A 22357-nucleotide genomic window follows, 5' to 3' on the forward strand; every position below is an offset into this window, starting at 1 on the left:
GTCGGCAAACCTACGCGGCCGCGCCGCCGGTCGCGGTACGACCGGCGGCGCGGGGCGGATCAGGGTGCGGGATCAGGCGTACGGCAGCCGCACCAGGGAGCGGTTCCCGACACCGAGGGTGGTGGAGTTGTTGCCGATGGCGGACCACACCTCCACCCGGACGGTGCCACTCCGCAGGTTGCCGAGGGAACCGCTGCTGGAGTGCAGTCCGGCGGCCTGGGTGTAGTGCTCCCAGCCCGGCACCGGGTCGGTGGCGAAGTAGCGGTACGTCTCCACCCGCTCCCAACTGCCGTCACCGGTCAGGTCGTACGAGACGCGGGCCTGCACCCCGTTGCCGACCGCCGTGCCGGCGTCCAGGAACAGGTCGAACGCGGTCTGCCCACCGTTGTGGTCGAGGTTGAGCCCGGTCGCGGTGAAGACCACCGGGTTGCGCGGCGTGCCGTCGTGGTTCGCGCCGCCAGCGCTGCTCACGCTGGTCGTGCCGGCGCTGCCGGAGGCACCCAGACCGCCACCGGACAACAGGTAGCGCACCGGTGAGCTGGACGGCGGGTCGGTCGGCGTGGGAGTGGGCGTAGGGGTCGGCGTCGGGGTGGACGTCGGCGTCGGCGTCGGCGTCGGGCTCGGTGGCGTACCCCCGCCGCCGCTGCCTCCGCTCCAGGTGTGCGCCCCACTCGTGGTGGTGCGCCCGGCCGCCACGGTCAGCTGTGTGCCGTCGGAGAACCGTACGGTCAGCGGCGAACCGGAGATGTTGCTGGCCACGTACGTCCGGGCGCCGTTGCGGTTGAACACGGCGGCCAGCGGGTGGTCGGCGGTGATCCCGGTGTCGACCCGGCCGAGGGCGGCCAGGTTGCGGACCCAGTGGAAGGTGTGCGCCCTGCTCTCGCCCTCCTCCGGGGTGTAGCCGGGGTTGGCCCGCAGCTTGGCCAGCGCCGCGTCGGCGTCACCGAGGGCGAGGAACTGCCAGTGGATGTCCTGCCACACGGTCGGCTCGCCGCCGTTGTTGCGGACCAGTTCGGCGTACTTCACCGAGTTGTAGTTCGGGTGCTGGCCAAGGTAGAGGTGCCCACCGGTGATCGGCAGCAGGTTGATGCCCTGGATCATCTCGGGCTCGGCGCTGAACCAGGTGGCGTACGCGCCGCCGTCACCCCAGACCATGCCCACGTTGGAGTGTCCGAACTCGGTGGGGAAGTTCTCGCCGGTGACGTCGAACCAGTACTCGTGGATCGCCGCGGCCTGGGTGGTGTAGAGGTAGATGCCGGCGTCGCGTACCGCGGTGTTGCCGGTGACCTGTCCCCACTGGATCAGGGCGTTGGCGAAGTTCATCCCCTCCGACGACGACTCCTGGTTGTTGCCGCTGGCGAACGCGCCGTGCCCGGAGGCCCAGTCGTGCCCGGCGTAGATGTCGAAGTCGCGCAGGTACGGGAAGCGGGTGTCCGACCGGTCGTAGTTGTTCGCGTCCCGGATGAGCAGGTCGATCATGCCGCCGTACTGGTCCTGCCGGGCCCAGTTCGGGTCGAACTTGGCGAGCGTGGCGGCGGCGGCGATGTAGTAGCCGTAGTGGAAGTGGTGGTCGTTGAGTTCCTGGTCGGAGCCGTACGACGCCGGGTAGCCGATGAGCGTTCCCCACCGCTGGTCGTAGTAGAACAGCCGTTGGGTCTCGCCGGACGAGGCGGTGAGCCAGTCGTTGAGGGTGGCGCGGATGGCGTTCAGCGCCGAGGTGCGGGTCTCGCTGTCGCCGACCAGGTCGGCGATCTCGGCGATGCGGGCCGCCCGGCCGAGTCCCTTGCCGGTCCAGTAGGTGTCGTTGCCGCGCTGGTCCATCGGGTTGGCCCGCACCGCCGCCAGGTGCTGCCGCAGCGTGGTCAGGTCGGCGCCGGTTCCGGTGGCGACGGCGGGCAGCTCGGGCAGTACCCCGTTGAACCGCATCGAGGTGCGGAACTCACCGACGCCGGTGACCACCTTCATCCGGCCCCGGGCGGACGGGTAGGTCGGTGTGATCGTGGTGGCCCCGGTCAGCGCCCGCCACTGGTGCGGGTAGAGGCTGACCACGGTCCGCGTCTCGGTGCCCTCGCGGGGCGTGGTGGTGAAGGTGTACCGGGTCTCCACCCGGCTGGTCGCCGCGTTGTAGCTGTAGCTGACCCGGGTGCCGGTGACGTGGGCGTGCGCGTACTGACCGTAGGTGTTGGCGAGCTGGGTACGGGCGGTGCCGCCACCGGTGGCCGGCAGCAGTGCGACGGTGAAGTAGCCGCGCCCGGCGAGGTTGGAGCTGATCCGGCTGCCGCTGACGGTCCAGGTCGCGCCGGCCGGCGCGTACGCCACGTAGTCGTGGCCGCGCACGGTGAAGCCGATGCTGCTGCCGTTGTTGGACCAGACCGTGGGGCTGCCGCCGGTCGCGTTGATCACCGCGTCGCCGCCGCTGGTGCGGAAGTACGCAAGCGGCAACCCGTGGCCGATGGTGGCGCGCATCGTCCGCGCCCCGTCACTCCAGTACGGGGTGACCGTCCAGTCCGTCCAACCGTCCACCAGCGCGTTGGGGGCGGCCAGGCCAGCCACACCGACCCGGATGTCCTCGACGTACGGGTACTTGAACTCGCCCACCCCGGTGGCGGTGCCGGAGATGGCGGGAGTCGAGGTGGCGGAGAAGCCCAGCCCGTCGGTGACGGGTTGGTAGGACGCCGGATGCGCGTGCAGGGGCTCGCTGAAGGTGCAGTTCAGCCGCTTCCACAGCAGCGACGACCACCAGTCGTTTGTGGGTACGGCCCCCGATGGCGCGGCGGCGGTGACGTACTGCCGGGGGTTGTTGGCGATGGTGCCGCAGCCGCCGGGAAGCGGGCCGACCGCAGTGGTGGTGTAGCTGCCGGCACCGACCGGCGCGGCCTGCGCCGCGGAGCCGGCGATGACGGCCAGTCCGCCGAGGACCAGGGTCGCGGCGGCGGTGGCGGCCAGGATTCGATGGTGGGGGCGGCGTGGGACGGGAGGTCTCATCTTTCCTCCAACGCGTGCCGGCCCGGCCGCGCCGGTCGGCGCACGCTTCGTCGGGATTGTGAACTTAAGTGCTTGAGAGAGCGCTCTCTCTGGTTAGCCGGACGGTAGTTCACCGGCGAGACCTGCGTCAATGTTTCGGACTGATGAAACGCGGATGACGCTTGTCAGCGCGCGGGCGGTTTCCTCGGGCAGCCGTGCTTGCGATGCCAGGCGGCCACCTCGGCCGCCGGCTCCCGGTTGCCACCCTTGCGCCACGAGTTCAGGTACGGCGCGGGCCAGACCACACCCCGGCGGATCCACCAGCCGTCCTCGCCCAGGCACGGCGGGGAGATGCCGAAGTGCAGATGGCAGACGTTGTTGGCGTTGCCGGTGCGGCCCACCGTGCCGAGCCGTTGGCCGGCCCGTACCCGCACCCCGGCCTCGATGCCCTCGGCGATCTCGGTCAGGTGCGAGCCGTAGTAACGCACCCCGTCGTCACCGATGACCGACACGGACAGGCCGCCGTTGTACGGCCCCTGCGGACCGCTCTTCTTGTACCGGTCGCGCCGGCTGACCTCACCGATCGTGCCGTCGGTGACCGCGACGACCGGCTCACCGCAGTCGGCGAAGATGTCCGTTCCCGGGTACGCCGAGTGGGTCGGGTGGTACGCCACCTTCCTGGCGCGTACCGGAAAGACGTGGGGCAGGCCCTCGCGCGGTGCCGCCGTCGGCTGGTCCGGACGATCGGGTGCCGAGCTGGTCGCGCCGGGTGCGCCAGTGTTCGCAGCGACCGTCGGACTCACCGCGGCCGTCGGGCTGACCAGTGCGGTCGGCCCGGCGATCGTCGGTGCGTCGGGAGCACCGCAGCCGCTCACCGCGAGCACCGGCGCAAGCAGCAACAGGGCGTACGCGCGCCGGCGTCCGATCGTCAGCGGAACCATCCGGCCATCCTGACAGACTCGGTACGGTGGTGGGCACAGCGTCCGTTCGTGCGGAGGAGTGGGTACCGGTGTTGCCGTACAACCCGTCGGGCCTCTTTCCCACCGGACGGCCACCACGCCCCACCTACCGCGAGCCGAACCCGGTCGGCGGCGCCGGCGTCGCCGCGGGTGCGCTCGGAACCCTGGCCTGGCTGGTCCTCTTCGGCCTGCTCGGTGGCAGCCTCGTCGGGTACGTCTGGTGGACCCTGCTCGCCGGCGTGCTGGCCTGGCTCACGGCCCTGGTGATGGTCGGGTACGGCGACCGGGGAGTGGCGGCCGGCATCGCTATCGTCACCGCCGGAGGGTGGAGCATCGCCACCGCCGCGGTCGTCACCCGCTGGATGAGCAGCGGCGACTGGCCCCTCTGGTGAGCACCTCCGGCGGCGACTGCGGTGCGTCGTCGCGCGGACACCGAAACCCGTCTTGACTTCGATGGCCAGGACTCGGCACTCTCCCGGTATGGCCTGGACCACTCCGCGGCTGGATCCCGATCGCAGCCGCCGCCGCCTCCAGCTCCTGGCGCAGTTGGCGGACGCGCGCGCGGTACGCGAACGCGAACGGCCACAGCGCGCCCGCACGGCGCAGCTCCGCCAGCTGATCGCCACTCGTCGGCGTCTCGCTGGCTGAGCGGCTCGAAGATCCTTCCCCAGGAATGACCGGCCCTTCGGGGCGTTGACCGGTCGCCTGCCGACCCGACCGGCTAACGTGCACGCGTAACGGATCGGCGAGTGCTGTGCCGAGGCAACTTGGGGGAACCGTGTCGTACTTCGCTGCGGCCGTCGTGCGCGAGAAGGGCGGCTGGACCGCCGCCGAGCTCAGTCTGCGGGGTGCCGCCGACGTCGACGAGGTCGCCGAGCGGCTCCGCGACGTCGCCCCGGACGCGGACCTGTCGCTGCTGTTCGTCGAGGCGGACGACACCTATCTGGTGATCCTGCGCCTCGACGAGGGTGAGGACCTGCGGGTCTTCGGCTCCGACTCGGCGTACGCGGAGGAATCCCGGCTGGGCGCGCTGCTGGTCGGTGACCTGAAGACGTCGGTGACCGGGCTCGACGAGCCCGAAGAGGTGCGTCCGGCCGCCACCAGCGGTGACGAGGACAGCGACCAGCCTGCCGTCGACCCGGAGGCGGACCCGGTCGGCGAGGCGGATCTCCTGACCGACCTGGGCGTTCCCGCGCAACGGCTGCTCGCGCTCTGCGCCCACGAGGGAATGATGCCGGCCGACGTCACCGCCGAGATCTGCCAGGTGCTGGGCTGCGTCGACGACGTCGAGGAACTGCGTGAGGTCTGAGCCCTCCGACGTCACCGATCCGGCGCTGGAGACGGTCCGGCCGGGGCAACCCACTCCCGGATCGGTCGGTCGGCGCGGGCCGGGAGCGGACGAGGGCCTGGCCGACCCGACCGGCACCGGCCGGCGACAGCGCCACGAACTCTGGATGCGCCGCGCCCTCGAAGTCGCGGTGACCGGGGATGTTGCGCCCTCGGGCGGCGGTGCGGCCGGCGCGGCGGTCGGTGACGCCGTCGCAGGTGAGTCCGGCCAGTCCGGCGACGTGCCGGTGGGCGCGGTGATCTACGGGCCGGACGGCCGTGAGCTGGCGATCGGTCGCAACGAACGCGAACTGACCGGCGACCCGACCGCGCACGCCGAGGTGCTCGCGCTGCGCCGGGCGGCCGAGCGGCTGGGACACTGGCGGCTGGACGGCTGCACCCTCGTGGTGACCCTCGAACCCTGCACGATGTGCGCCGGTGCGCTGGTGCTGGCCCGGGTCTCGACAGTGGTCTTCGGTGCCTGGGAACCCAAGACCGGCGCCGCCGGTTCGCTCTGGGACGTGCTGCGCGACCGCCGGCTCAACCACCGGCCCGAGGTGTACGGCGGCATCCTGGAAGCCGAGACCGCCGCCGTCCTGCGCGCCTTCTTCCGCTGACGCCGAGGGTCAGGAGCGGAGCAGCGTGCTGGCGACCGCCCGGGCGGTGTCGGTCCAGGCGGCCGGTCGCAGGGTCGCCGGGTCGAGGCGGACGACCGCGCGGTGTCCTTCCGCGTACGTCGTGGTGCCGTCGAGCGAATGGAAGCGGAAGGCGTACCGGGCGCTGCTGGTGCCGAGGTGCTCCAGCCAGAAGTGCACGGCGACCGGGCCGGTGCCGGTGACGGGCGCGAGGTAGCTGATGGTGAACTCGCGTACCGCGTGGAACACGTCGGGCGTGCTGGCCCGTCCGGCCTGGTAGGCGACGCCACGGTCGGACCAGTACGCGGTGAGCGCCCGTTCCAGCAGCAGCGCGTACCGGGCGTTGTGCAGGATGCCGAGCGCGTCGAGATCGTCGAAGTGGACCATGGCGGGCTCGACGTGGCCGTACTCGACGGCCGGCTGTTCGGCGACTGCGTTACTCATGACGGGCCTTCCGGTAGCAGAGCGGGATCGGGGCAGAGCGCCCGCAGGCGGCCCAGCACGCCCGAGCGGGCGTGCCGGTAGGTGACCTCCGGGTCGAGTAGGCGGGAGCGCATGGCGGCGGCGATGCCGTAGGCGTCGATCTCGTACGCCAGCAGCGCGACATCGGTGTCGGCGGGCAGCTCGCCCAGCTCGACCGCCTCGGCGACGAGCCGTTCCAGGAACGCCGTCCAGGCCGCGATGACCTCGGCGAGGCGGTCACGGACCGCGCCGGGCCGGGCATTGAACTCGAACTCAGTGGTGGCGAAGAAGCAGCCGCCGGGCAGCACCCGGCCGGCGTAGAAGACGATCCGGGCCTCGTGCAGGGCGTGGATCCGGCGTACGCCCCGGGGGGTGCGCAGCGCCGGGGCGATTATCTGTTCCTGCCACTGGGCGACGGCCCGGTCGATGGTGGCGAGCTGCAACTCCTCCTTGGAGCGCCAGTGCGCGAAGAGGCCGGACTTGCTGACCCCGAGCGACTCGGCGAGATGTCCGAGCGAGAGCCCGTCGAGACCGCTCGCGGAGGCCAGGCTGACGGCGGCGTCCAGCACGGCGGTGCGGGTGCGCTGCCCCCGGGCGAGCCGGCCGTCGACGTTCATACGGCGAGACTACTAAAAAGAACGACCGGTCGTATATATTTATCGAGTGGAGACCGTCACACCGACGCCGACACAGCACGTCCCGCCACCACACGGGGGGTGGCGGGACGTCGCGGCGGCGCTCAGGCGGTGATGGTGTCCAAGGCGATCTCGACCATCTGGCTGAAGGTCTGCTCCCGCTCCTGGGAGGTGGTCTTCTCGCCGGTCTTGATGTGATCGCTCACGGTCAGCAGGGTCAGCGCCCGCGCCTTGAACCGGGCCGCGATCGTGTACAGCGCCGCCGACTCCATCTCCACCGCCAGCACGCCGTACTCCGCGAGACTGTCGTAGAGGTCCGGCCGATCGGTATAGAAGGCGTCCGCGGCCAGGATCGGCCCGACCCGCATGGCGATGCCGCGCCGCTCGGCCACCTCCACCGAGGTACGCAGCAACCCGAAGTCGGCCACCGGGGCATAGTCGATCAGCCCGTCGAAGCGCATCCGGTTCATGTTCGAGTCGGTGGACGACCCGATCGCCGCGATCACGTCGCGCAACTGGAGATCCTCGGTGAGCGCGCCGCATGAGCCGACCCGGATCAGCGACTTCACGCCGTACTCGTTCACCAACTCGTGGGCGTAGATCGACGCCGAGGGCATGCCCATCCCGGAGCCCTGCACGGAAACCTCGACGCCGCTCCAGCGTCCGGTGAAGCCCAGCATGCCCCGGACCGTCGAGTAGCAGTTCGCGCCCTCAAGGTAGGTCTCCGCGATCCACTTGGCCCGCAGGGGGTCTCCCGGCATCAGGACCCGCTCGGCGATCTCGCCCGGCTTCGCGCCGATGTGCGTACTCATGGCGTTGATCCTGCCAGGCCGGGCTGGCCGGGACCGGTTCGGCGTCGGAACCTGTGGTCCTGTACCCTCGTCGGCGGTGGCGTGTCCGAGCGGCCTAAGGAGCACGCCTCGAAAGCGTGTGAGGGTTTACGCCCTCCGAGGGTTCAAATCCCTCCGCCACCGCTCGTGAACAGGCGAAACGCCCGGCACGGTCCGTCAGGACCGGCCGGGCGCTGCGCACTCGGTCTCAGCCGGTGCTCAGGAGGCGGTCTGCTGCCCGGTCGTGGTCAGCCCGGGAAATCCCGCAGGTACTCCTCGAACGGGATGTCCGGCGCGGCGTCACCGCCGATTTCGATGAAGTGTTCAAGGTCGTCGTAGCCAGGCTGGCCCGTGACGAGCACCCGGAGCGGGTGGCCGGCGTGGTCGGCCAGGAATTTCCAGAGCGCTCGTGTCAGGTCCGGCTGGGCGGAGTTCGCCACGTATCCCACCTGGAAGTAGCGGATTTCGTCGCCATCGGGCCGGATCGGCTTGCCCAGAGCGAGGCACATCCGGCACTCGATGCATGCCAGCCACCCGTCCAGCGACATCAACCCTCCTTAGAACGCCATGCCCCGAAGACCCAGCATCGCCGCCGCCACCCGCTTGCCGTTCGGATCGTGCATCACGACCCACACGTGCCGGAACTTCAGCAACTGCTCGTCGGTCCGAGCACCTCAGAAGCCGATGGTCCGGGCAACTGTCGGCGGTAGATCGTGGACCTCGGCGGCGGCGCTCCGAGCCGGTCGTCGCCACTGCGACAGGTAAGAGATACGCCGGCCAGCAACTCCGGCCGTGGAGGTTGTCAGGTATGGCCGACCGGACATGGTTTTTGATCTACGTATCCCTAGGATGTGGGAGCGACTACGGGGATGTGAGGATTTTCGATGCGGCGCAAACTTGCCGGGATGAGTGTTCTGACGGTGTTGGCCGGGCTGGCGGTGAGTGCACCGGCACAGGCGGCGAGCGAGGTCCGGAACATCACCCGGGACGGTGTCGTCATGCAGCACCTGCGGGTAGCGAAGGCGGCCACCCCGGTGCAGGGGACGGGTGCCACCCGATCCGACTTCGACGGGGACGGTGTCGACGACATCGCGGTAGCTGCCGAAATCGGCGGTACCGACGCGATCCCCTACTACGCGACCGGTGGGGTCGTGGTGCGGTATTCGTCCGCGCCGCAGGTCGACTACCTGAACGGCACATGGACCATCAACCTTCCAGCTGCTTTCGGCAGCGATCTGGCGGCCGGTGACTTCAACGGTGACGGGTTCGACGATCTGGCGATCGGCGCCGAACTGGAGGTCGACCTGAGCAACAAGGCCCCCGGTGGCGCCGTCTGGATCATCCCGGGCAGCCGTACCGGCCTGGTGGTCGACTCGACCCGGCGATTCACCCAGGGGTCACCGGGTGTGCCCGGCGATTCGGAGGCCCACGACAGGTTCGGCTTGTCCCTGGCCACGGGCGACATCAACGGTGACGGGCGGGACGATCTGGCCATCGGTGCCCCCGGCGAGTCGATCGGCAGCGTGGTGGAGGCGGGTGCGGTCACCGTCCTCTACGGCGGGGTCGACGGCCTGACCGCCAGCGGCGTGCAGCAACTGCATCAGAACCAGGCCGCGGTACCCGGCACGGCAGAACATCGGGACCTCTTCGGGCGGTCTCTGGCGATCGGGAAGGTCAACAACAACAGGTACGCCGACCTGATCATCGGCGCGCCCAACGAGAACGACGGTTCCGGCGCGGCCGGCAGCGGGATGATCACCCTGATGTGGGGATCGGCAAGCGGGGTGAAGCTCAGCGGCGCCACCTCGGTCACCGGCGCCGCGATTCACCACGCGACCGGCCATCGGTTCACCATCGCCTGGTATCTGGGCAGGTCGCTCGCGGTCGGTGACGTCAACGGAGACGGTCTGGGCGAGGTTGTCGTCGGAGCACCGAGTGCCCAGGGCCCGGAGCCGAACATCAACGCCGGTCTGGTCGCGGTCTTCACCGGCCGCCGCACCGGTGGTCTATCCAGCAGCGCCGTGAAGGTGTTCACGCAGGCCACGCCGGGCGTTCCGGGTAGCCAGGAGGACGAGGACCGGTTCGGCGAAGCGCTCGCGGTGGGTGACGTGACCGGCGACGGTCGGGCTGACGTGCTGATCGGTGCGCCGGGCGAGGCGATCGGTACGAGGGCCGAGGCGGGCACGGTCGCGCTGCTCAAGGGGAGCGCGTCGGGGCTGACCGCCAGCGGAGCCCAGGGCTTCGACCAGAACCACTCGGTGGTTCCGGGTGGGGCGGAAAGCGGCGACCGGTTCGGCGCCTCGGTGGCGATCCTGAATCTCAACGGCACCGGCCCGCTGGACGCCGTGGTGGGATCGCCCGACGAGGAGGTCGCCGGAGATTCGGTGGGGTCCGGATCTGGGACGTTGTCCCGGTTCCACGGGGCTTCCGGCGGGCTGGTCCCGCAGTCGACTTCGTGGAGCGGGAGGTCGCTGAACACCGACCGCATATTCGTTGAGTGGTACGGCCGGGACCTGGTGCATCGGTAGCCGGTGCGGCCCCAGATGGTGAGGTTGGCGATGCGGCGGAGAGTGGCCGGAGTGTCGGCGCTGGCGGTGGCGGCCGGTTTGGCGGTGAGCGCCCCAGCGCAGGCGGCGGACGAGTTCTGGACCGTCACCCGGGAGGGCGTCACCCTCCAGTACCACCGGGTGGCGAAGACCACCACCGCGGTGACGGGTACGGGTGCCACCCGTTCGGACTTCGACGGTGACGGTGTCGACGACATCGCGGCCACGGGTGAGCCGGGGGACTTCAATCTGCCGCACCGTCCGACCGGCGTGGTCGTGGTGCGCTACTCGTCCGCGCCGCAGGTCGACTACTTCGCGGGGGTGCTGCCGCCCGATGGTGGCGCCCACTCTTTCGGCCTGGCGCTGGTGGCCGGCGACTTCAACGGCGACGGCTACGACGACCTGGCGATCGGCGACATGGACGAGGTCGACCCGGGCAACAAGACGCGGGCCGGCGGGGTCTGGGTCATCCCGGGCAGCCGCACCGGACTGGTGGTCGACTCGGTGCAGCACGTCAACCAGAGTTCCCCGGGCGTCCCGGGTGGGGCCGAGGAGTTCGACTGGTTCGGGTCGGCGCTCGCGGCCGGCGACATCAACGGCGACGGCCGCGACGACCTGGCGATCGGCGCGTTCCGGGAGGCGATCGGCAGCGTCGAGGACGCGGGCGCGGTCACCGTCCTGTACGGCGGTGTTGGTGGCGTGACCACCGTCGGCGCGCAGCAGTTGCACCAGGACCAGTCGGCGGTGCCGGGTTCCGCCGAACGCCGTGACCACTTCGGCCGGAGCCTCGCCATCGGGAAGGTGAACAACGACAGGTACGCCGATCTGGTCATCGGTGCGCCGCAGGAGAACGACGGTCAGTCCTGGGACGGCACCGGCATGGTGACCCTTATGTGGGGGGCGGCCAGCGGGGTGAAGCTCAGCGGCGCCACCTCGGTCACCGGCGCGGCGGTTCATCCGAAGACGGGGAACGAGCTGACGATCGCGTGGTACCTCGGTGAGACGCTCGCCATCGGTGATGTCAATGGCGACGGGCTCGGCGAGGTGATCGCCGGTGCGCCCGGCGCCCAGGCGCCGGCCGCTGAAGGAGGTCTCATCGCCGTCTTCACCGGCCGCAGCGGCGGCCTGTCCCGTGACGCAGCAAAGATCATTGATCAGGGTACGGCTGGGGTGCCGGGATCACCGGAGCAGGACGACCGTTTTGGCGGTGCGCTCGCGGTCGGTGACGTGACCGGCGACGGCCGAGCGGACGTGCTGGTCGGTGCGCCCGGTGAGGCGATCGGCACCAAGAAGAGGGCGGGCACCGTCGCGCTGCTGAAGGGCTCCGCTTCCGGGCTGACCGGCACCGGTGCCCAGGGTTTCGACCAGGACCACTCGGTCGTCCCCGGTGGTGCGGAAGCGGGCGACGTGTTCGGTAACTCGGTCGCCATCCTCAATCTCAACGGCACCGGCCCGCTGGACGCGGTAGTGGCTTCGGTAGGGGAGGAGGTCGCGGGCGACCAGGCCGCGTGGCCCAGCGGCACGATCTCACGGTTCCACGGCTCCGCCGCCGGGCTGGTTCCGCAGGCCGGCTCGTGGAGTGGCCTGTCGATGCGTACGGATCTGGTCAGCCCCCTGCGCTACGGCATTCGGATCGCCGGACCACAGAGCGGCGGGCCGCACTACTAGTGCACCGACCGAATCACACACCACAGCAGAACGGGGTCTTTCCATGCGGCGCAGAATTGCCGGAGTGTCGGTGCTGACGGTGGCGGCCAGCCTGGCGGTGGGTGTGCCGGCCGGGGCGGCGGCGGCCGAGGTCTTGTCGGTGACCCGGGAGGGGGTCACCCTTCAGGTGCACCGGGTGGCGAAGGCGGTCACCCCGGTCACGGGTAGTGGGCAGACCCGGTCCGACTTCGACGGTGACGGCGTCGACGACATCGCGGCCTCCGCCGACCCGTACGAGTACACCCGGCCCGAGTCACCGTCCGGCCTGGTCGTGGTGCGTTACTCGTCGGCACCGCACGTCGACTACTACACGAGCTTGATCTCGGCGGGCGGCGGCGAGTTGCGCTTCGGCGATGTTCTCGCCGCCGGGGACTTCAACGGGGACGGCTACGACGACCTGGCGATGGGTGACCTGGCCGAGTACGACCCCACCGCGAAGGTGCACGCGGGCGGAGTGTGGGTGGTTCCGGGCAGCGGCACCGGCCTGGCTATCGGCTCGGCGAAGCATTTCAGCCAGAGTTCGCCAGGCGTACCGGGTGACTCGGAGCAGGGGGACTGGTTCGGCTCGGCGCTGGCCGCCGGTGACCTCAACGGCGACGGCCGGGACGACCTGGCGGTCGGGGCGTACGGCGAGGCGATCGGCAGCATCAAGGAAGCCGGCGCGGTGACCGTGCTGTACGGCGGCGTCGGTGGCCTGAGCGGGACCGGTGCGCAGCAGTTGCACCAGGACCAGGCGGCGGTGCCCGGCTCGGCCGAACGCGGTGACCACTTCGGATGGACCCTGGCGATCGGGAAGGTCAACGGCAACAGCTACGCCGACCTGGTGATCGGGGCGCCGCAGGAGAACCAGAGCAGCTCCCCGACAGGCAGCGGCATGCTCACGCTGATGTGGGGTTCGGCGAGCGGGGTGAAGCTCAGCGGGGCCACCTCGGTCACCGGGGCGGCGCTACGCGCGGCGACCGGCCGCAGTGACAGCTACGTGTGGGATCTGGGCATGGCGCTCGCGGTTGGCGACGTCAACGGCGACGGGTCGGGCGAGGTGATCGCCGGAGCGCCGTTCACGCAGAGCCCGAACGGCAACGAGGGCATGGTCGCGGTCTTCCCCGGCAACTCGACCGGACTGTCCAGCAGCTCGGTGAAGCTCTTCTCGCAGCGTACGGCCGGGGTGCCGGGCTCGGCGGAGGTCGGTGACCTGTTCGGTGCGGCCCTCGCGGTGGGCGACGTGACCGGGGACGGTCGGGCGGACGTGCTTGTGGGTGCGCCGGGTGAGGCGATCGGTACGAAAGCCGAGGCGGGCACCGTCGCGCTGTTGAAGGGGTCGGCCTCGGGGCTGACCGGCACCGGTGCCCAGGGCTTCGACCAGGACCACGCGGTCGTGCCGGGCGGTGCAGAGCGGGCCGACCGGTTCGGTGGCGCGGTGGCGATCCTCAACCTGAACGGCAGCGGCCCGCTGGACGCGGTGGTTACCTCGCCCGGCGAGGAGGTGTCCGGCGACTCGGCCGGGTTCGGGTCCGGGTCGGTCGCCCTGTTCCACGGCGGCTCCGGCGGGCTCGTCCCGCAGTCCTCCTCGTGGAGCGGCCTGAGCATGCGTACCGACTTCGTCTGGCCCAAGTGGTACGGCCGCCGGCTGGCCACCCCGCAGACCGGTGGCCTCTACTACTGAGCATCCGTCAGCAGGGGGCGTGGCCCTCGACGAAGAGGCGGTGCGCCCAGTCGGCGTACCCGGCGATGATCTTCCGCACCGTCTGGCCGTCGTGCAGGAACAGGTACGCGCGGTCGCCGTCGCGGGCGAGCAGGCCGTCGAAGCGGTACGTCCCCTGTGGAGCGCGCAGTTCGCGTGCGGTCGGGTAGCTCGCCCGGACCTCGGCGACGGGTGAGCCGGCCGCGATGCCCTCCGGGGTGTGGACCGGGTCGCCGGCCCAGAGCAGCACCAGCCGATCATCGATGAAGATCGGGCTGAACTCGTCGTACCCGGTCAGCGTCGGGCCGCAGGCGTCGACGTCGGTACGCAGAATGCCGCGCCGGGTCAGCTCGCTCTCCGAGTCACCGAAGTCCACATCGGCCACTCCGTCGAGATCGACGACGCTCACCGATGCGACGGGCTCGCGGACGGCGATGCTGTCCGGTGGCATGACTCCGCTACCCGATGCCGAGGCAGCCAGAAGCAGTGCGGCGATGAAGCCGAATTGTCGCAATTTCATCAGAATCCCCCAGTCCCCAACGTGACGGGGGCGCTGAGGTTATTGCCGAGACTCCCATTCGTCGGCCAATTCGTCCCAATAGTCGGCGCTGAGCCCTCGCCGCCCGTGCGCGAGCCACCCCTCGGTGCTCCGCTCGACGTGTAACCCCAGCTCGGCGAAGGGGTCGATCCACCGGCCCGGCTCCACGCCCAGCTCGACAAGCGCCGCGTTGATCGGCCACGCCGGGCGTGGCCCGTCGAGCGCCGCGTCGAAGCGTGGCCCCCAGGCGAGGGCGCCGCCCAGCCAGACCGCCGCGGCCTGGTGCCCGGTCCCACCGGCGAACTCCGCCTCGACGTACGCCAGCGGGCCGCGCACCGACCAGCGGGCCAGGACCTCGGTCAGCGCGGGGGAGAGGACCAGCTCGAACGGTTGCTCCGGGCCGGGCTCGTCGGTGAGGTAGTCCGGCGGGTCGCCGGTCAGCTCCAGCACGAGCTGCGGCGTGACCGGCAGCAACGCGAAGTCCTGCCGCAGCTCACCGAGCACGGCATGATCCAGCTCGCGGGTCTCCTCGCGCAGCAGCTCGGCGTCCGCGACGACCGCGCTGAGCTGGTAACTCACCCGCCGTCCACAACCTGTGGATAGAACATGTGTACGACGGTGGTCAGGTCTCGTCGACGCTGGCGACGAAGGCACGCCAGGCGGCCGGGCTGAACACCAGCGCCGGGCCGGCCGGGTCCTTCGAGTCGCGCACGCCGACCACGTCGGGCAGGTTCCGGGCGACCTCGACGCAGTCGCCGCCGTTGCCGCTGCTGCGGCTGCTCGTGTGCCACCGGGCGCCGGACAGCTCCGGGGTGTCGTTCACTGCCATGACTGCGCCACCTCCCTGATCAGGTCGACCGACTGCCAGTGCGAGAGTGTCTCGCCGCGCACGTTCTCCCACGCGGCAAGTATCGCCGCGATCTCGGCCTGCTCGCTGACCACCTGCCCCTGCAACTGGTTGTCCAGGTATCCGGCGATGCGGTGATCGGGCGCGGTCGCCAGCACGAACGGGCCGTTCACCCCAGCGTATTCGCCCACTGTGGACGGCACCACATGTATCCGGATGTGCGGCCGGGTGGACGCCTCGGCGAGTGCCAGGAGTTGCTCGCGCATCACGGCCGGGCCGCCGACCGGCCGGCGCAGCACGGCCTCGTCAAGCACGGCGGTGAGCAGCGGCGGCTCCTCGCGGTGCAGGATCAACTGGCGGGACATCCGGTGGTCGACAAGCCGCGCCACCTCGCTACGCGGGATCAGGCCGCCGCCGGCGAGCACCGCGCGGGCGTACGCCTCGGTCTGGAGCAGGCCAGGTATCACCAGCGGCTGGTATGAACGCAGCGTGGTCGCCTCGCGCTCGATCTCCTGCCAGGGGCGGAACCAGACCAGCGCCCGACGTCTCGAAATGTCCGGCCAAATGTCCGAGACATTCTTCTGGAGTGCATCTGCCGCCGTGAGCCGGTGCCGGGCATGCGGGATCCGATCTTCGAGCAGCCACCGGCTGACCGTCTTCGGGTCGACGCCGACGCGTTCCGCGAGCGACTCGATCGTGTGCCCGGTGTCCCGCAGCGCCACCCGCAGCGCGTCGTTCATGGCCGCCTCCCATCGGACGTCTCGAATATCCGCCGACCATACCCACACGCCATGTAGTTGTCTCGTTACGTGCGGCAAGTTGGGGGGTGTCGATGGCGCGGCCGGTGGAGGTTCATCCCCCTTGACCCGGCGGTCGTGACATCGGGGGGCCGCCGCCGGGCGAGCAACCACGGCGGCCCCCATCCAGCACCGCTCGGCGGTGACGTCGGGGTGGGGCGGGCACGGACCTCGCGGCGTGGGCCGGTGCGGCCTCGCGGCGTCGCCGAGCCGGCGCGGGGGGTACCTGCACCTGCGCCGCCTGTCGAGCTGAGAGCGCAGACGACTCAGCCTGCTCCCGAGACGCGCGCCGGATGACCTGTGCAGGCAGTTCGACCGCCGGACGGAGCGAGGTGAGCAGTGCAGCATCGGTGCCGCCGTCCCGCGCCGGGTGAGTGCGTCGAGTCGATCACGCCGGGGGAGCTACTCCTGCTGACCCGCGCGGCATCCCCGCAGTTCGTCCGTCCGATCACGGTCCGGGTCATCCGGCACCGTACCGACCGGACCACCTATGACGGCTGGACCTGGATCGAGTGCTACCAACTCGACGCCCGGGGCGACGCGGTGGAGCGCCGCGAACTGTTCCTGATGCCGGCCGGCCTGATCCGGAGCGGCGACCGTGCTTCGCACCTGCGCGCCGGGCCGGGCCGACCGACCGAGGTGGGCCAATCGTCCGGGCCGGGCCAATCGTCCGAGCTGGGTCAGCCCTCCGAGGTGGGCCAACCGTCCGACGTGGGCCAACCGTCCGGGGCGGTGCGCCGATGAGGCGTCGTCGCCCGGAACACGTGCCGTCCCGCCCGACCTGGCGTTGCCGGAACTGCGGTGCCCGGTGGCCGTGCGGCGCGGCGAAACTCCGGCTCCTCCGCCAGTACCGGGGCGATCGGGTCGCGCTGCTGGTTCACCTCGTGACCCTGTACGCCCAAGCGGACGCGCAGCTCGGTGACACCTCGTCGGCGGTCGGGCTGTTCGACCGCTTCGTGTCCTGGGCGCGTGTGCGAGGTCAGGAGGCTGTCCGCGTACCGTCGCGGGAGCCGGACCGGGACGGGGCCGGCGCATGACCAGGGGCCGCTCCCGGTCGGAACGGCCCCTGCCCCCGTTGTCGCGCGTCAGCCCGGTACGACGCCGGGCTGTGGTGGTTGCTCGCCCGGACGGGCGGTGACGGTCGCCGCGACGGCGACCACGAGCCCGGCGACGGTGAGCGCGAGCACGAGCCACTGCGGGCCGAACGGGTAGTACTCGCCGGGCGTGAAGGCACTGTGCACGGTCAGCGGCGGGCCGCCTTCGACGCTGCCGTCCCGAAACACCCGCATGACGTTGCCGTAGAGGGCGACAGCCGGCAGGGCCAGCGCCGCCAGGGTCGCGCCCCAGAGCGCGGCGGCGGCGCGGCGTCGTCCGGGCGGCGCTGCCGCCATCCGGTACGCGACGGCCGCCGCGACCAGCCAACCGGTGAGCAGCCCGGCGGCGGTGCCGACGACGACCAGGGGCAGGAAAACGGCGGTACGCTGCGGCATCGCGAGGAGCGAGACGTCGCTGCGGATGTCGACGGAGCTGTTTCCTGCTGCCGGGTTCCAGCCCGTCACGTTGACCATCAGGCCGTCCGACTCGGCTGTGAAACGCGTGCCGTTCAACGGAATCTCCACGAGCGAGCCAGTGTCGTCGAGGGTGCCCACCATGCCGGTGACCGAGGTGAAGCCGGAAACAGACCAACCGTCGGCGGCGAGGCGCTGCCGGACCTGCTCGGCATCCCAGGTGCCGTGGACCCAGCTGAAAGAGCTGGCTGTGTCGGCGGTCCACGGTGACGACGAGTAGAGGGAGTGCAGAGTCTCGTCCCCACCGGCCTGCTGGGTGAGGCTGGCCATGGCGGCGTCGTCGGGCAGGTCGGCGAAGGTCTGGGCACCCAGCCAGGATCCGGCGGCAGCGCCGAAGCCGCCGATTATCAACGCGGTGAGCACCGCCGCGACCGCCACGAGAGGGCGACCGACGGGCAGCCGGAACCGCAGTCGCAGGCCGCTGCCGATTAGGTGCAGGGCCTCGGCGACCCGGGGTCGGCGCTGGCCCGGCTCCGCCATCTCCAGCAGCGTGGTCACCACCTCGGTGCCGTGCCGCCGCCGGTGCCGACGCGGGTAGGCGAGCAGCAGCGTGCGGTACCCACGCTCCAGCCGGTCATCGGCGGTCGGCCAGGCGGCGGTCATCCGGTCACCTCGCCTGCGGTCGGGGCGCTCATCAGGCCGAAGCTCAGCGCACCGCCCAGGCGTCTGCCCAACTGGACCTCGGCCGCGGCGGCGTGCCGGCGCAGCCGCTCGACCTGTGCCTGCAACGCGGTGGCTCCGGCGTCGCTGAGCCGGTAGTAGCGGCGCAATCGGCCCTCGACCGCCTCCTCCCGGTCGACGGTGACCAGGCCCTGCTCGGTCAGCCGGTCCAGCGCACCGTAGAGGGTGCCCGGTCGCAACTTGACCTCGCCCGCCGACAGCTCGTCGACCGCCCGGATGACCCCGTAACCGTGTAGCGGCTGCGCGGCCAGCGCGGTGAGGATCAGAAAGGTGGGTTCCTGCATTGGAGTGATGTTACGGTGACCGATATATAACGTCAACCGTTCATGGTGGCCCGGGTGCTCATGTCGTGCGTGCCGGGCACTGGGGGCAACGCATCACCGTCTGTCGCTCTATCGTTCTCGCCATGTCGGGGGCAGAAAGCAGCGAGCCGCCGCGTCGCGGACGGTTGGATCGCCACCGTGACCTGACGGGGTATGTCCTGACGCCGCTGTACACGCTCGTGGGGACCCCGTTGGTGGCCTGTCTCACGGCGTTGCTGGCCGAGGACGGTCAGCCGTACCCGTCCGTGTGCGACCCGGTCAGGGCCGCAAACGGATGCGAGGAACGCGTGCTCGGCATCGTGGCCGGGCATGTCCTGTCTTTCGCCGCGCTCTGGCTGTTGCTGTGGGTGCTGCCGTGGTGGCGAGGCCTGCGGCTGGCACGGATCCTGCTGGCCGTCATCGCCTCCGCAGTGGTCGTCGCCTTGGTGCTCCGGATCGACTGATGCCAGCCTGTCGGCCTCGTCGTCGAACCGACGAAGCAGTTCGCGTTGCGACAGGTGATGTCGACCGCGCCTGTCGAGACGACTCAGGGCCGGTCCCGTGGGGGCCGGCCCTGTCGTTTGTCCTGCTCAGGTGAGCGGAGGATACGAGATTCGAACTCGTGAGGGTGTTAACCCAACACGCTTTCCAAGCGTGCGCCCTAGGCCTCTAGGCGAATCCTCCGCGAGCCAGGATACAGGTCCGCGCCGAGCTTCCCACCCCACCACCCCCTGAGGATCCGTGGCCGGTCGGGTAGGCTGGGGGCACCTCCCGTGCGGCGGTATCTCGTGAACCTCCCCAGGGCCGGAAGGCAGCAAGGATAAGCGAGCTCTGCCGGGTGCACGGGGGGCCTTTCTGTCTCCGGCGCTCTCCGGCGCTCGCTGGCGTTCTCCAGTTGCGGCATCCTGGGGTTTCCCGGCCGCTGGAGGCCGCAAGATGCCGCAACCGGAGTGGATCACGCGTGGCGCGCACGCCGGGTGGGCCAGCCAGCGGCGCGGCCCGGGCGGACCGGCCGGGGCGACTCGGCGGGGTGGGTGGTCAGGCGGGCGAGGTCGGCGCAGAATGGCTCGGTCGAGAGGAGGCGGGACGCCGTGGCACTGGCGCTCTACCGCAAGTACCGGCCGCGTACCTTCGCCGAGGTCATCGGGCAGGAGCACGTCACCGAGCCGCTGTCGCAGGCGCTGCGTAGCGGGCGGCTCAACCACGCGTACCTCTTCTCCGGCCCGCGCGGCTGCGGAAAGACCTCGAGCGCCCGCATCCTGGCCCGCTCGCTCAACTGCGAGCACGGCCCCACCCCGGAGCCCTGCGGCACCTGCGACTCCTGTCGCTCGCTGGCCGGCGACGGGGCCGGCTCGATCGACGTCATCGAGATCGACGCGGCCAGCCACGGTGGTGTGGACGACGCCCGTGAGCTGCGGGAGAAGGCGTTCTTCGCGCCGGCCAACAGCCGTTTCAAGATCTATGTGATCGACGAGGCGCACATGGTCTCGTCGGCCGGCTTCAACGCGTTGCTGAAGCTGGTCGAGGAGCCGCCGGAGTACGTCAAGTTCATCTTCGCCACCACCGAGCCGGAGAAGGTCCTCGGCACCATCAAGTCGCGGACCCACCACTACCCGTTCCGGCTGATCCCGCCGAAGGTGCTCCGGCCTTACCTGGAGCAGCTCACGCAGGCCGAGGGCGTGGAGGTGGAACCGGCGGTGTTCCCGCTCGTGGTGCGCGCCGGTGGCGGCAGCGCCCGGGACAGCCTCTCCGTACTCGACCAGCTCATCGCCGGTGCCGGCCCCGACGGGGTGAGCTACGCCCGGGCCGCCGCGCTGCTCGGGGTGACCGACGCCGCGCTCATCGACGAGATGTGCGACGCCCTCGCCGCCGGGGACGGTGCCGCCGCGTACGCCACCGTCGACCGGGTCGCCGAGGCCGGGCACGACCCTCGCCGGTTCGCCGCCGACCTGCTGGAACGGCTGCGCGACCTGATCGTGCTCCAGCAGGTGCCCGACGCGGTGGCCAAGGGCCTCATCGACGGGCCGGACGACCAGATCGAGCGGATGGCCGCCCAGGCCCAGCAGCTCGGGCCGGGCACCCTGTCCCGCTGCGCCGACATCGTGCACGACGGCCTGGTCGAGATGCGCGGCACCACCGCGCCCCGGCTGCTGCTCGAACTGATCTGCGCCCGGATGCTGCTGCCGGGTGTCGACGACTCCACCGGCGGCCTGCTCCAACGCCTCGAACGGATGGAGCGCCGGCTCACCCTCGCCGGCACCGACGCGCCGCCGCCCGCCACCAACCCCCCGGCGGTACGCACCCAGCCTCCCGCCGCGCCCGCGGCTGCCGCCGCGAACCGGGCCGGGACCGGCGCTGCCGCGCCGGCTACCGCCACCTCGCCAGCCGGCCAAGGCAGTGAGTCGTCGGCCGATGGTGGCGGTGCGATCCCGAGCGGTGGTCCTGACAGCGGTGTCGAGAACGCCGATCGTGCCGAAGCCACCTCGGCCGCCGGCCCGGGGGCGGGCGGTGCCGCAGCGCCTGGTCGGGCCGACGCAGGTCACCACGCCGGCACGAACGGGGCCGGCGCCGGCCCGGCCGGCGGACCCGGTGACGACGGTTCGGGACGGCCGGGTGCCTCCCAGGGCGATGCGACAAACGGTGCCGCCATGTCCCGGCGGGCTGTGCCGGCGTCGGCGATCATGCCTGATCCGGCGACCCCGGAACCCCCTCGTCCCGGTGCGGCGGCTCCCGGCGCACTGGACGCGGTCGCGGTGCGCCGGGTCTGGCCGGAGGTGGTCGGCAAGGTCAACCGGAGCAACAAGCGGATCGCCGCGCTGATGCGCGACGCGGTCGTCCGTGACCTCGACGGGGACACCCTCGTGCTGACTGTGAAGTCGGCGGTGCTGGCCCGGATGATGTCCGACCACGCGCAGGTGCTCACCGACGCGCTCTACGAGGAGTTGGGCGGGCGCTGGCAGATCCGCTGCGAGGTGGCCGGTGAACGGGGCGGGGCGTCGCCTGGTCCGCACCGCAGCCCGTCCGCTCCCGGCCCGGCCCCGGTCGACGCCAGTCCGCAGGTGCCCGCAGGGCGGGCCGATCAGGGCAGCTCCGGCGGTGCCGCCGGCGCCCGTCGGTCGGATACTCCGGCTGCCACCACGGCTGAGGACAGCGACGACGACTGGCCCGAGCCGGCCCGCCCAGGTGGCAGCGCCCCGTCCGCTGCCGACGACTGGCCGGAGGCGGCCCGTCCCGGCGGCGGGTCGGTCGACGCGGCGGCGGACCCGTCGGGCGACCCTCCGGCGGCTGGCTCGCACACCTCGGCGGACCCGGTTGCGCCGGGCGTCCCGTCGAGCCGTGGCGCGGGTGACGGCTCACCGGTCGCCGGCCCGGACGGCGCGGGGACGCACGCCGGTGGGCCGGACGGGGCGCGGACGTTCGTCGGATCGGCTGGAGCGGCTACGACCGCCGGGTCGGGTGGGGCTCGGGCGAACGGTGGGTCGGGCGGCCATGGGCCCGGTGCCGCACCGCGCCAGGCGGGAGCGCCCAACGGCAGTGGCAGCTCCGGTGGTGCCCCGGTGAGCAGCGCGATCGCGGCGGCTCGGGCGGCCGCGGCCGGGCGGGGGACGCGTACCGCCAAGGGGGTCCGGCAGACCGCGGACGCGGAGTTCGCCGGCGAACCGCCGTACGACCCGGATTTCGACGGCCCGTTGCGCGGTGGCGCGGGACGTCCCGGCGTTGCTCAACCGCCCGCCACTCCCGCCTACGAGGGCTTCGATCCGGGTGACGAGCCACTCGACGAGATCGTCGACGAGAAGACCGCCCGCGAGTCGAGCGAGGAACAGGCCGTACGCCTGCTCCGCGACGCCTTCGGCACCGTCGAAAAAATCAGCGACTAAC

The 22357-nt window shown here is 71.3% G+C and carries 22 protein-coding genes, 2 tRNA genes and 1 other RNA gene; 12 read left to right on the forward strand and 13 right to left on the reverse strand.

The window, feature by feature from the left end; translation table 11 throughout:
• Nucleotides 1–72 precede the first annotated feature (72 nt).
• Together O3597_RS26870 and O3597_RS26875 are read right to left on the reverse strand one after the other, a co-directional pair.
• The gene (locus O3597_RS26870; RefSeq protein ID WP_281602783.1) at nt 73–2985 is read right to left on the reverse strand and encodes a glycosyl hydrolase; all 2913 of its coding nucleotides are present in this window, start codon (nt 2983–2985) and stop codon (nt 73–75) included.
• 164 nt (nt 2986–3149) lie between these two features.
• A complete protein-coding gene (locus O3597_RS26875; RefSeq protein WP_164449573.1) occupies nt 3150–3905 on the reverse strand; it encodes a M23 family metallopeptidase in 756 nt (251 codons plus the stop codon).
• A 29-nt stretch (nt 3906–3934) separates the two neighbouring features.
• On the opposite strand from O3597_RS26875, the gene O3597_RS26880 reads away from it, so the two are divergent.
• The 3 genes from O3597_RS26880 to O3597_RS26890 all read left to right on the forward strand — a co-directional run bounded on the left by O3597_RS26880 (nt 3935) and on the right by O3597_RS26890 (nt 5866).
• On the forward strand, nt 3935–4315 hold the full coding sequence (locus O3597_RS26880; protein WP_281604644.1) for a hypothetical protein: 381 nt from the start codon (nt 3935–3937) through the stop codon (nt 4313–4315).
• A 386-nt stretch (nt 4316–4701) separates the two neighbouring features.
• The gene (locus O3597_RS26885; RefSeq protein WP_164449572.1) at nt 4702–5232 is read left to right on the forward strand and encodes a tRNA adenosine deaminase-associated protein; all 531 of its coding nucleotides are present in this window, start codon (nt 4702–4704) and stop codon (nt 5230–5232) included.
• A gap of 145 nt (nt 5233–5377) precedes the next feature.
• Nucleotides 5378–5866 (forward strand): nucleoside deaminase, encoded by a 489-nt coding sequence (locus O3597_RS26890; RefSeq protein WP_281604645.1) that lies wholly within the window; start codon nt 5378–5380, stop codon nt 5864–5866.
• A 9-nt stretch (nt 5867–5875) separates the two neighbouring features.
• On the opposite strand, the gene O3597_RS26895 is transcribed toward O3597_RS26890, so the two are convergent.
• From O3597_RS26895 to deoD, 3 genes are all read right to left on the reverse strand, one after another.
• The gene (locus O3597_RS26895; protein WP_164450013.1) at nt 5876–6328 is read right to left on the reverse strand and encodes a hotdog domain-containing protein; all 453 of its coding nucleotides are present in this window, start codon (nt 6326–6328) and stop codon (nt 5876–5878) included.
• Entirely contained in the window at nt 6325–6963 is a 639-nt protein-coding gene (locus tag O3597_RS26900; RefSeq protein ID WP_164450014.1) for a TetR/AcrR family transcriptional regulator, read from the reverse strand. The genes O3597_RS26895 and O3597_RS26900 overlap by 4 nt, the downstream gene beginning before the upstream one ends.
• A 122-nt stretch (nt 6964–7085) precedes the next feature.
• A complete protein-coding gene (gene deoD / locus O3597_RS26905) occupies nt 7086–7793 on the reverse strand; it encodes a purine-nucleoside phosphorylase (RefSeq protein WP_281602784.1) in 708 nt (235 codons plus the stop codon).
• 75 nt (nt 7794–7868) lie between these two features.
• On the opposite strand from deoD, the gene O3597_RS26910 reads away from it, so the two are divergent.
• A tRNA-Ser gene (locus O3597_RS26910) sits at nt 7869–7955 on the forward strand.
• A 104-nt stretch (nt 7956–8059) separates the two neighbouring features.
• Here O3597_RS26910 and O3597_RS26915 read toward each other — a convergent pair.
• Complete coding sequence (locus O3597_RS26915; protein WP_281602785.1) at nt 8060–8359, reverse strand: hypothetical protein; 300 nt, start codon at nt 8357–8359, stop codon at nt 8060–8062.
• A 357-nt stretch (nt 8360–8716) separates the two neighbouring features.
• On the opposite strand from O3597_RS26915, the gene O3597_RS26920 reads away from it, so the two are divergent.
• Genes O3597_RS26920 through O3597_RS26930 form a run of 3 tightly spaced genes read left to right on the forward strand, consistent with a single transcriptional unit; the run spans nt 8717 to nt 13727 of the window.
• Complete coding sequence (locus tag O3597_RS26920) at nt 8717–10339, forward strand: FG-GAP-like repeat-containing protein (RefSeq protein WP_281602786.1); 1623 nt, start codon at nt 8717–8719, stop codon at nt 10337–10339.
• Between the two features lie 30 nt (nt 10340–10369).
• On the forward strand, nt 10370–12025 hold the full coding sequence (locus tag O3597_RS26925; RefSeq protein WP_281602787.1) for an FG-GAP and VCBS repeat-containing protein: 1656 nt from the start codon (nt 10370–10372) through the stop codon (nt 12023–12025).
• A gap of 43 nt (nt 12026–12068) precedes the next feature.
• Nucleotides 12069–13727, forward strand: coding sequence for an FG-GAP-like repeat-containing protein (locus tag O3597_RS26930; RefSeq protein ID WP_281602788.1), 1659 nt, complete (start codon nt 12069–12071; stop codon nt 13725–13727).
• Between the two features lie 7 nt (nt 13728–13734).
• Here the strand turns inward: O3597_RS26930 and O3597_RS26935 are convergent, their stop codons facing one another.
• From O3597_RS26935 to O3597_RS26950, 4 genes are read right to left on the reverse strand one after another with little or no spacing between them, the layout of a single operon-like run.
• Nucleotides 13735–14265 carry a hypothetical protein gene (locus O3597_RS26935; RefSeq protein ID WP_281602789.1) on the reverse strand — a complete coding sequence of 177 codons (531 nt, stop codon included), beginning with the start codon at nt 14263–14265 and terminating at the stop codon, nt 13735–13737.
• Between the two features lie 39 nt (nt 14266–14304).
• Nucleotides 14305–14862, reverse strand: coding sequence for a hypothetical protein (locus tag O3597_RS26940; protein WP_164450021.1), 558 nt, complete (start codon nt 14860–14862; stop codon nt 14305–14307).
• A gap of 43 nt (nt 14863–14905) precedes the next feature.
• Nucleotides 14906–15112: a DUF397 domain-containing protein gene (locus O3597_RS26945; protein WP_281602790.1), complete on the reverse strand. Its 207-nt coding sequence runs from the start codon at nt 15110–15112 to the stop codon at nt 14906–14908.
• On the reverse strand, nt 15103–15870 hold the full coding sequence (locus O3597_RS26950; RefSeq protein WP_281602791.1) for a helix-turn-helix transcriptional regulator: 768 nt from the start codon (nt 15868–15870) through the stop codon (nt 15103–15105). The genes O3597_RS26945 and O3597_RS26950 overlap by 10 nt, the downstream gene beginning before the upstream one ends.
• 396 nt (nt 15871–16266) lie before the next feature.
• Here O3597_RS26950 and O3597_RS28625 point away from each other — a divergent pair, with 396 nt between their 5' ends.
• Together O3597_RS28625 and O3597_RS26960 are read left to right on the forward strand one after the other, a co-directional pair.
• Nucleotides 16267–16671, forward strand: coding sequence for a hypothetical protein (locus O3597_RS28625; protein ID WP_348650316.1), 405 nt, complete (start codon nt 16267–16269; stop codon nt 16669–16671).
• Nucleotides 16668–16964 carry a flavin reductase gene (locus O3597_RS26960; protein ID WP_281602792.1) on the forward strand — a complete coding sequence of 99 codons (297 nt, stop codon included), beginning with the start codon at nt 16668–16670 and terminating at the stop codon, nt 16962–16964. Before O3597_RS28625 ends, O3597_RS26960 begins: the two co-directional genes overlap by 4 nt.
• A 48-nt stretch (nt 16965–17012) precedes the next feature.
• On the opposite strand, the gene O3597_RS26965 is transcribed toward O3597_RS26960, so the two are convergent.
• Both O3597_RS26965 and O3597_RS26970 read right to left on the reverse strand, forming a co-directional pair.
• Nucleotides 17013–18098 carry a hypothetical protein gene (locus O3597_RS26965; RefSeq protein WP_281602793.1) on the reverse strand — a complete coding sequence of 362 codons (1086 nt, stop codon included), beginning with the start codon at nt 18096–18098 and terminating at the stop codon, nt 17013–17015.
• Nucleotides 18095–18460 (reverse strand): PadR family transcriptional regulator, encoded by a 366-nt coding sequence (locus tag O3597_RS26970; RefSeq protein WP_281602794.1) that lies wholly within the window; start codon nt 18458–18460, stop codon nt 18095–18097. Before O3597_RS26970 ends, O3597_RS26965 begins: the two co-directional genes overlap by 4 nt.
• Nucleotides 18461–18525: 65 nt before the next feature.
• Here O3597_RS26970 and O3597_RS26975 point away from each other — a divergent pair, with 65 nt between their 5' ends.
• A complete protein-coding gene (locus O3597_RS26975; RefSeq protein ID WP_281602795.1) occupies nt 18526–18942 on the forward strand; it encodes a hypothetical protein in 417 nt (138 codons plus the stop codon).
• 135 nt (nt 18943–19077) lie between these two features.
• Here the strand turns inward: O3597_RS26975 and O3597_RS26980 are convergent.
• A tRNA-Ser gene (locus O3597_RS26980) sits at nt 19078–19162 on the reverse strand.
• An 81-nt stretch (nt 19163–19243) separates the two neighbouring features.
• On the opposite strand from O3597_RS26980, the gene ffs reads away from it, so the two are divergent.
• Together ffs and O3597_RS26990 are read left to right on the forward strand one after the other, a co-directional pair.
• An RNA gene (gene ffs / locus O3597_RS26985) (signal recognition particle sRNA small type) lies at nt 19244–19333 on the forward strand.
• Between the two features lie 236 nt (nt 19334–19569).
• Nucleotides 19570–22356, forward strand: coding sequence for a DNA polymerase III subunit gamma and tau (locus O3597_RS26990; protein WP_281602796.1), 2787 nt, complete (start codon nt 19570–19572; stop codon nt 22354–22356).
• Nucleotide 22357: the final 1 nt, after the last annotated feature.

Source organism: Verrucosispora sp. WMMA2044, assembly GCF_027497155.1.
Classification (GTDB): Bacteria; Actinomycetota; Actinomycetes; order Mycobacteriales; family Micromonosporaceae; genus Micromonospora; species Micromonospora palythoicola.

Excerpts from the sequence above, each read along its gene's own strand:
- O3597_RS26870 (WP_281602783.1), bottom strand. The coding sequence starts at position 2,985 with ATGAGACCTCCCGTCCCACGCCGCCCCCACCATCGAATCCTGGCCGCC.
- O3597_RS26875 (WP_164449573.1), bottom strand. The coding sequence starts at position 3,905 with ATGGTTCCGCTGACGATCGGACGCCGGCGCGCGTACGCCCTGTTGCTG.
- O3597_RS26890 (WP_281604645.1), top strand. The coding sequence starts at position 5,378 with ATGCGCCGCGCCCTCGAAGTCGCGGTGACCGGGGATGTTGCGCCCTCG.
- O3597_RS26895 (WP_164450013.1), bottom strand. The coding sequence starts at position 6,328 with ATGAGTAACGCAGTCGCCGAACAGCCGGCCGTCGAGTACGGCCACGTC.
- O3597_RS26900 (WP_164450014.1), bottom strand. The coding sequence starts at position 6,963 with ATGAACGTCGACGGCCGGCTCGCCCGGGGGCAGCGCACCCGCACCGCC.
- deoD (WP_281602784.1), bottom strand. The coding sequence starts at position 7,793 with ATGAGTACGCACATCGGCGCGAAGCCGGGCGAGATCGCCGAGCGGGTC.
- O3597_RS26915 (WP_281602785.1), bottom strand. The coding sequence starts at position 8,359 with ATGTCGCTGGACGGGTGGCTGGCATGCATCGAGTGCCGGATGTGCCTC.
- O3597_RS26920 (WP_281602786.1), top strand. The coding sequence starts at position 8,717 with ATGAGTGTTCTGACGGTGTTGGCCGGGCTGGCGGTGAGTGCACCGGCA.
- O3597_RS26925 (WP_281602787.1), top strand. The coding sequence starts at position 10,370 with ATGCGGCGGAGAGTGGCCGGAGTGTCGGCGCTGGCGGTGGCGGCCGGT.
- O3597_RS26930 (WP_281602788.1), top strand. The coding sequence starts at position 12,069 with ATGCGGCGCAGAATTGCCGGAGTGTCGGTGCTGACGGTGGCGGCCAGC.
- O3597_RS26935 (WP_281602789.1), bottom strand. The coding sequence starts at position 14,265 with ATGAAATTGCGACAATTCGGCTTCATCGCCGCACTGCTTCTGGCTGCC.
- O3597_RS26945 (WP_281602790.1), bottom strand. The coding sequence starts at position 15,112 with ATGGCAGTGAACGACACCCCGGAGCTGTCCGGCGCCCGGTGGCACACG.
- O3597_RS26950 (WP_281602791.1), bottom strand. The coding sequence starts at position 15,870 with ATGAACGACGCGCTGCGGGTGGCGCTGCGGGACACCGGGCACACGATC.
- O3597_RS26960 (WP_281602792.1), top strand. The coding sequence starts at position 16,668 with ATGAGGCGTCGTCGCCCGGAACACGTGCCGTCCCGCCCGACCTGGCGT.
- O3597_RS26965 (WP_281602793.1), bottom strand. The coding sequence starts at position 18,098 with ATGACCGCCGCCTGGCCGACCGCCGATGACCGGCTGGAGCGTGGGTAC.
- O3597_RS26970 (WP_281602794.1), bottom strand. The coding sequence starts at position 18,460 with ATGCAGGAACCCACCTTTCTGATCCTCACCGCGCTGGCCGCGCAGCCG.